Annotated in this window: 9 protein-coding genes; 8 read left to right on the top strand and 1 reads right to left on the bottom strand. The window is 47.1% G+C overall.

The window, feature by feature from the left end:
* Window positions 1-256 precede the first annotated feature (256 nt).
* The gene (gene flhB / locus RWM02_RS04050; protein WP_314069322.1) at window positions 257-1,333 is read right to left on the bottom strand and encodes a flagellar biosynthesis protein FlhB; all 1,077 of its coding nucleotides are present in this window, start codon (window positions 1,331-1,333) and stop codon (window positions 257-259) included.
* A gap of 117 nt (window positions 1,334-1,450) precedes the next feature.
* On the opposite strand from flhB, the gene RWM02_RS04045 reads away from it, so the two are divergent.
* From RWM02_RS04045 to fmt, 8 genes are all read left to right on the top strand, one after another.
* Window positions 1,451-2,062, top strand: a complete 612-nt coding sequence (locus tag RWM02_RS04045) for a hypothetical protein (protein WP_314069320.1) — start codon at window positions 1,451-1,453, stop codon at window positions 2,060-2,062.
* Window positions 2,007-2,489, top strand: coding sequence for a hypothetical protein (locus tag RWM02_RS04040; RefSeq protein WP_314069319.1), 483 nt, complete (start codon window positions 2,007-2,009; stop codon window positions 2,487-2,489). The genes RWM02_RS04045 and RWM02_RS04040 overlap by 56 nt, the downstream gene beginning before the upstream one ends.
* A 205-nt stretch (window positions 2,490-2,694) precedes the next feature.
* Window positions 2,695-3,006, top strand: coding sequence for a hypothetical protein (locus RWM02_RS04035; protein WP_314069317.1), 312 nt, complete (start codon window positions 2,695-2,697; stop codon window positions 3,004-3,006).
* A 100-nt stretch (window positions 3,007-3,106) separates the two neighbouring features.
* Entirely contained in the window at window positions 3,107-3,421 is a 315-nt protein-coding gene (rplU, locus tag RWM02_RS04030) for a 50S ribosomal protein L21 (RefSeq protein ID WP_002947447.1), read from the top strand.
* Between the two features lie 11 nt (window positions 3,422-3,432).
* A complete protein-coding gene (rpmA, locus tag RWM02_RS04025) occupies window positions 3,433-3,690 on the top strand; it encodes a 50S ribosomal protein L27 (protein ID WP_002943616.1) in 258 nt (85 codons plus the stop codon).
* A 345-nt stretch (window positions 3,691-4,035) separates the two neighbouring features.
* Window positions 4,036-5,091 (top strand): GTPase ObgE, encoded by a 1,056-nt coding sequence (gene obgE, locus RWM02_RS04020; protein ID WP_314069315.1) that lies wholly within the window; start codon window positions 4,036-4,038, stop codon window positions 5,089-5,091.
* A 129-nt stretch (window positions 5,092-5,220) separates the two neighbouring features.
* Window positions 5,221-5,562 (top strand): EF-hand domain-containing protein, encoded by a 342-nt coding sequence (locus RWM02_RS04015; protein WP_314069313.1) that lies wholly within the window; start codon window positions 5,221-5,223, stop codon window positions 5,560-5,562.
* Window positions 5,563-5,677: 115 nt separating this feature from the next.
* Window positions 5,678-6,598 carry a methionyl-tRNA formyltransferase gene (gene fmt / locus RWM02_RS04010; RefSeq protein WP_314069311.1) on the top strand — a complete coding sequence of 307 codons (921 nt, stop codon included), beginning with the start codon at window positions 5,678-5,680 and terminating at the stop codon, window positions 6,596-6,598.
* Window positions 6,599-6,673 lie beyond the last annotated feature (75 nt).

The following is a 6,673-nucleotide window of genomic DNA, read 5'->3' as shown; positions in this document are numbered from 1 at the left end:
GGATTAAAGGGGGTGGGGAGCGACTTCGCCATTCAAGCCCCCACCCCCTTTACAATAAAGTAAAAAACAACCTTAGACGGTTGTTTTTTACGCAAGAAAGCCAAACTCGCAATGCCAAATTTAACCAAACCAAATTTAACATTTTAAAGGTTCGGGTCTCGGCGAGTAGAATTCTAAAATTTATTCAAATTTGAGCGGCGCAAATTTGACTCCGAATTTGGCTTCAAATTTACAGCCAAAAGGTCAAATTTAAATTTCACTTCAGCCTATCGCCGAATTTTTGTTTGTCGCTCATATAGACGAAGCTTAGTACCTCGGCGACGGCGCGAAAGAGCTCTGCTGGGATCATGTCGTTCACCTCGCACATCTTGTATAGCTCGCGCGCTAACGGCGGATTTTCGACGATTTTGACATTGTTTTGTACTCCGATTTGCTTGATGCGAAGCGCTAGAAAATCCACGCCTTTAGCGAGGATCACCGGCGCTTTTTCCTTTGTTTTATCGTAGCGAAGAGCGACGGCGTAGTGGGTCGGGTTGGTGATGATGACGTCTGCTTGCGGGATATTTTGCATCATTCTGTTGCGCGCGGCTCGCATTTGCAGCTGGCGGATGCGGCCTTTTACCTGCGGGTCGCCCTCCATCTGCTTGTACTCGTCCTTGATCTCCTGCTTGCTCATTCTTAGGTCGCGAAAATACTGAAAACGCACGATAAACACGTCAAGAAGCCCGATAATAAACATCACGATGAGCATCACTGCGGCTAAAATCAGCATCTTTTCTTTTAGCCACGCTAGCTGCGTCGCCATCGAGAAAAATAGCGTATGGGGCAGCTCTTTGATGAAGCTAAAAAACATCAAAAATCCGACCGTAAAAACCGCCGTGACCTTGAGTACCATTTTGATGCCGTCTATCAGCTTTTTAAGCGAAAAGAGATTTTTGAGCCCTTTTAGCGGGTTGATTTTGTTTAAATTCGGCTCCAAAGGCTTGGTCGTAAATATAAATCCAAACTGCATGAGATTAGCGACGACGCCAGCGATCGCGATGCAAACGGCGATAGGCAGGATGATGAGCAGCGTGCGAAATATCGTCGTGATCGCGACGCTAAAGAGTAGTTTGCGCGTAAACTCCTGTCCGATGAGGCTTTGATAGTAGTTATATAGCGTGAAAAACTGATCGCCGATGAAGCCAAGAAGCGCCACTACGACAAAGATCGCGACCGCGAGCGTGACGAAGCCGGCTAGGTCTTGGCTTTTAGGGACGTTGCCGTCCTTGCGCGCGTCCTCGATCTTTTTGGAGGTGGGTTCTTCGGTTTTTTCTTGGTCTTCGCCTGCCATTTTCGTCCTAAATTTATCTTGCCGAGCGTTTTGGCTCAAATTTGCTTAAATTTGGGCGATTATACCTAAAAGGAGGTTAAATTTTACGCTACAATTGTCTAAATTTAAAGGAGGAAAATGCAAAAGCTTGACGATCACGTAAGTGAGTGGTTCGGGCAGATGAGGGCGCGCAACGAGGTTGCCGCGGATCACTTCAAAAGCCGTAAAATCCCCTATGACGAGTCAAATTTGATAGAAGTTTTGCAAAGTTCTCAGGACAAATTTGACCTTCTTTGGGCCGCCGTCGCACTGCGCGAGCTAGGCACGCCGCGCGCGATCCCCGCCCTAAAATGCGCCGTCAAATTTAAAAGCCTAGACGTGCAAGGTAATGCGGCTTTAACTACCGCGTTTTTAGCAAATGGCGGCGAGAACGGCTTTTTGGCGAGTTTGCTTATCAGTAAAGAGTACCGCGCTAAATTTTACGCGATGACGGGGATTTTATATAAAGAGGACGCGGCGCACTCGGCCTTGCCTTTTGTTTTGGAGTATTCGGCCAAGGCGACCAAAGGCGGCAGGGCGCTTGCTAAAACAGCGTGCGAAGGGCTAGACTGGCTCTATCTAGCTAGATACGGCGCGCATTTGCCCCAGGCGCAAGAAATTTTTGATAAAATAAATAAAAATAGGAAGTATGTAGATGAAAACGTTTTTGCAAGACTCACAGGAGAATTCCCGCAAATTTTCACAATCTAAAAAACCGCAAAAGAGCGAAACCGAGCTGCTTTTGGACGAGTGCGGAGAAGTTTTAGCCAAGCTAAAAAAGAAAAATTTAACCGAGCGCGAGTTTTTGCGCGAGCTGATAAAACTGATGGCTTTTTCGATACGGCAAATTCCTTATGAAATTTGGCTCGAAAAATATATAGAAAGCGGCGATGTAGAGGCTTTAAACGATCTCGTTTTCCAGTACGCTAGAAACGAGCTACTGCCCGGCTGCGCGGGCGGATACGATCAGTGCGAGAGACTGATACATATGTTTCTTGCGTTAGCGTGCGGCGACATGGACGGCGTAAAAAACGTAATGATGCACTCTATGCCGCCCAGCACGAACGGATATAGATTTTTGTGCGTGATGAGCGATCTGGTTTCGGCGCTGCTGTGGGACGATAAAAAAATCGCTTGAGCCCGCACTCAAAAAAGCGCGTAGATTTTCGGACTCTAAAAAGCCTATCAACGAAAGAGAAGCGGTAAAATTCATCCTTGCCTTGCACGAAAAAGACGCGGCCGCGATGAGTGAGAGTTTGAGTAATTTTTGCGTAAAAGTTGCCAGAACCGCCGCGCCGCAATTTGAAAAGAGGATTAGTTTTTTTGCGCACGGACTTTACGCGTTGGCGCATTACCTCTTGCCTTTTGAGATTTTTGAGCGCATTAGCTTGCCGAAAGCTAAAAATTTTAGCGAAATTTACGCAAAAAGGCTTTTAAGCAGCGAACCGGCGCAGCCAAAATTGTATTTTAGCTTTCCACCTGAATTTGACGTTTTTAATCAAATTTTAAACGCTTTGCCGGCTAAAACCGTGCTTCACCAGCCTTTTGACGGGCCTTCGCCGAGCGATCAAATACGCTTCTTGGGTCACAATACGATGGTTGAAAATTTAGCGGATGAAATTTTAAAAGCTAGGACATTAAACCAAAATTTATAAATTTTTGGGTATTATCCGTCTCTTACAACCAACAAAGCTCCCCAAGTCTTTTGAAATCTAAAAGCGCTTTTTGGTCTTACCAAATTTAGAAAGGTAGAGTATGTCAAAATACGCTATATTTAAGCACGGCGGCAAGCAGTATCGCGTCAGCGAAGGCGAATATCTTAAGCTTGACCATTTCAGTGCTGAAGCAAAATCATCAGTCGAGATTACGGACGTTTTGTGCGTAAACGACGGTGAAGTAAAGGTAGGCGCGCCGTTCGTAAAGGGTGCGAAAGTCGTTCTTGAAGTCGTAAACGAGGGCAAGGACAAAAAAGTCGTTATTTACAAAAAACGCAGACGCAAAGACTCAAAACTAAAACGCGGTTTTAGAAGACAGTTCACACGCGTAAAAGTCGTAAGTATCGCAGCTTAAGGAGATAAGAAATGGCACACAAAAAAGGTCAAGGCTCAACCCAGAATAACCGAGATAGTATCGGACGACGCTTAGGCGTTAAAAAATTCGGCGGCGAATTCGTTCGCGCGGGCAACATCATCATCCGCCAGCGCGGTACCGCTACTCACGCGGGCAGCAACGTCGGCCTAGGCAAAGATCACACGATTTTTGCGCTAATCGACGGTTTCGTTAAATTCGAAAGACTAGATAAAAATAGAAAAAAAGTTTCTGTTTATCCTGCTGCGTAATCCTTGGGGCGAAAGCCCCTTTTTTTTAAAATAACCCAATTTTCATGAAATCTAAAAGTTTTTCTCGCTCAAAACAGCTTCGCTATCCCAACTCTCTTAGAAAAGATTTAAAATTTATCAAAAAATCTCGTATTAGAAACGATCGTCGTTCTATTCGTCAAATTTTGAAATTCGATCCAAAACGTGAAAATTTACCGCAAACGATCCGCATAAATAACGGTGCATGGCAAATCGTTTGAACTTTTCGGCAAATCAAATTTTAATCAATAAACCGATATAATCCGAAAATTTCGCAAAATAACAAACTAAAAATAATAGAATAAATTTTAAAAACTAAGGCAAAAAATGTTTATAGATAGCGTAAATTTAACCCTAAGTTCAGGTCACGGCGGAGCTGGCTCGGTGAGCTTTCGCCGCGAAAAGCACGTGATTTTAGGCGGACCAGACGGCGGCGACGGCGGCGACGGCGGGGATGTATATTTCGTCGCCGATAACAACACGCATACGCTAGCGGCGTATAAAGGCAAAAAGGCCATGCGCGCGCAAAACGGCGAGGCAGGCACGGGGCGCAGGATGCACGGCAAAAGAGGCGAACACCTCGAGCTCATCGTGCCTCCCGGCACCGCGGTGCTAGATGCCCAAACGGGCGAGCTACTCTGCGACTTAACTAGCGAGGGGCAGCGAGAGCTATTTTTAAAAGGCGGCAAAGGCGGGCTTGGCAACGTGCACTTTAAAAGCTCGATCAATCAAGCTCCAGAATACGCGCAAAAAGGCCTTGAGGGCGAAACGCGAGAGGTGCGGCTAGAGCTAAAACTCATCGCCGACGTGGGGCTCGTGGGCTTTCCTAACGTCGGTAAAAGCACGCTAATCTCGACCGTCTCAAACGCCAAACCCCAGATCGCAAACTACGAGTTTACCACGCTCACGCCAAAGCTCGGCCTCGTCGAGGTGGACGAATACAGCGGCTTTGTCATGGCCGATATCCCGGGCATTATCGAGGGCGCAAGCGAAGGGCGCGGGCTTGGCGTGCAGTTTTTAAAACACGTCGAGCGTACGAAAATTTTACTTTTTATGCTCGATCTTGCGAACTACCGCAGCCTTGAGGAGCAGTTTGACGCGCTGAGGGCCGAGACGGCGAAATTTTCAGGAGAGCTAGAAAAAAGAGACTACGCGATCGCACTAACTCGCGCGGACGCGGCCGAAAATTTGCAGGAAAAATTTGACGCGTTTTTGTCGCATTTGGGACTTGCGCGCACGGCGGGCGAGATGAAATTTAAACAAGATATTTATGAATTTAACGCCAATAAGCCGTTTTTCATAATGCCGATATCCTCGGCGACGGGACAAAATATAAACGATCTAAAATTTAACCTGCTTGAGTTACTTAAAAAGGAGTTGTAGGCTGCGGTAAAAGTCGCGCCTTAAAGAGTTTTTGACGAATGTGGGCTTTTAAGCGCGCCCGCATATGCGGGTAAATTTTATGTTTATCGCTCGCAAACGCCGCAAAAAGATAAAATTTAAGAAGGCGAAATGAATAAAATTTTTATTCTAGTATTTTTATGCTTCGGCGCATACGCTTGCGATCCCGCCGATCCGGTGCCGAATTTTATGGACTTTAACGACAAGGATCACGACGGTGCGCTGAGCTTACAGGAGTGGACGGCGAGCGAGGTGCCGCCTGGGCTGAGAGTAGAGCTAAATCTGCGCTCAGACTCGGAATTTAAGAAGTTGGACGCTAATCGTGACGGCAAGATTAGCCTAGATGAGCTGGGAGCGAAACCGTCTGCAAAGATTTATTGGTCCGAAGATCCGTGCGCTTTTTGGCCTTGGCCGGACGGATCCGAGGATAAAAATCAATCCGCCGTCAAATAAGGCGCACGAGTGTGAACCCGTGTTTGCACTGCGGTATGCATAAAATTTATTGCGAGCACGATTAGCGCCTGCATAATCTCTCGCGCCGTGATTTGGCTAAATTTAAAGGAAAAGAATGAAGATAGTTTTTATGGGAACGCCCGAGTATGCGGCTAAAATTTTACGCGCGCTTGCGGGGGCGAAATTTGAGATCGCGGCTGTCTTTACGCAGCCTGATAAGCCCGTCGGCAGGAAGCAAATTTTAACTCCGAGCGAGGTTAAAGTTTATGCGCAGCAGCACCTGCCCGCCGTGCCGATCTTTCAGCCTGCGACACTCAAAGACGAGGCGGTTGTAGCGCAGATAAAAGACTTAAAGCCTGATTTTATCGTAGTTGCCGCATACGGTAAAATTTTGCCGCAAAGCGTCCTTGATATCTCGCCTTGCATAAACCTGCACGCTTCGATCCTGCCTAAATACCGCGGCGCGAGCCCGATCCAAAGCGCGATCTTGGCGGGCGAAAAGCAGACGGGCGTGACGGCGATGCTGATGGATGCGGGGCTTGACACGGGCGATATGCTTGATTTTACCTACACGCCTTGCGAGGACAAAACGGCGGCGCAGCTGTTTGACGAGCTCGGCTATCTAGCGGGCGAGCTGATAGTGCGCGTGCTGCGAAATTTTGCAAATTTGACGCCGCTTAAGCAAGAGGGCGCACAGGCTACGCACTGCAAAAAAATAGCAAAATCAGACGGGCTTTTTAGTTTTGAGGAAAGCGCACGGCAAATTTATAATAAATTTCGTGCTCTAACGCCCTGGCCAGGGATTTATCTAGCTAGCGGGTTAAAAATTTTAGAACTAGAGCTTTTGCGTGAATCCCGCGGGCTTAAATTTGAACGCGCGGGCGAAATTCTGCAGGTTGGTAAGCCCAGTTTTTGCGTTTCTTGCAATGATGGCGCGGTTAAGATCATAAAGGTGCAAGAGCCCGGCAAAAAAACCGTGGACGCTAGCGCGTATTTAAACGGTAAGCGCCTTGGCGTCGGCGATATAGTGTCGTAAATTTGAGCAGAGCGAAGCTTGCCTTGTAAATTTAACGGTACGAATGCGCTCGCAATGTAAAATAAAACAGCAAAT

This window comes from Campylobacter showae (assembly GCF_963515975.1).
GTDB classification, from domain to species: domain Bacteria; phylum Campylobacterota; class Campylobacteria; order Campylobacterales; family Campylobacteraceae; genus Campylobacter_A; species Campylobacter_A showae_F.
This window is presented reverse-complemented; position numbering and strand designations above follow the sequence as displayed.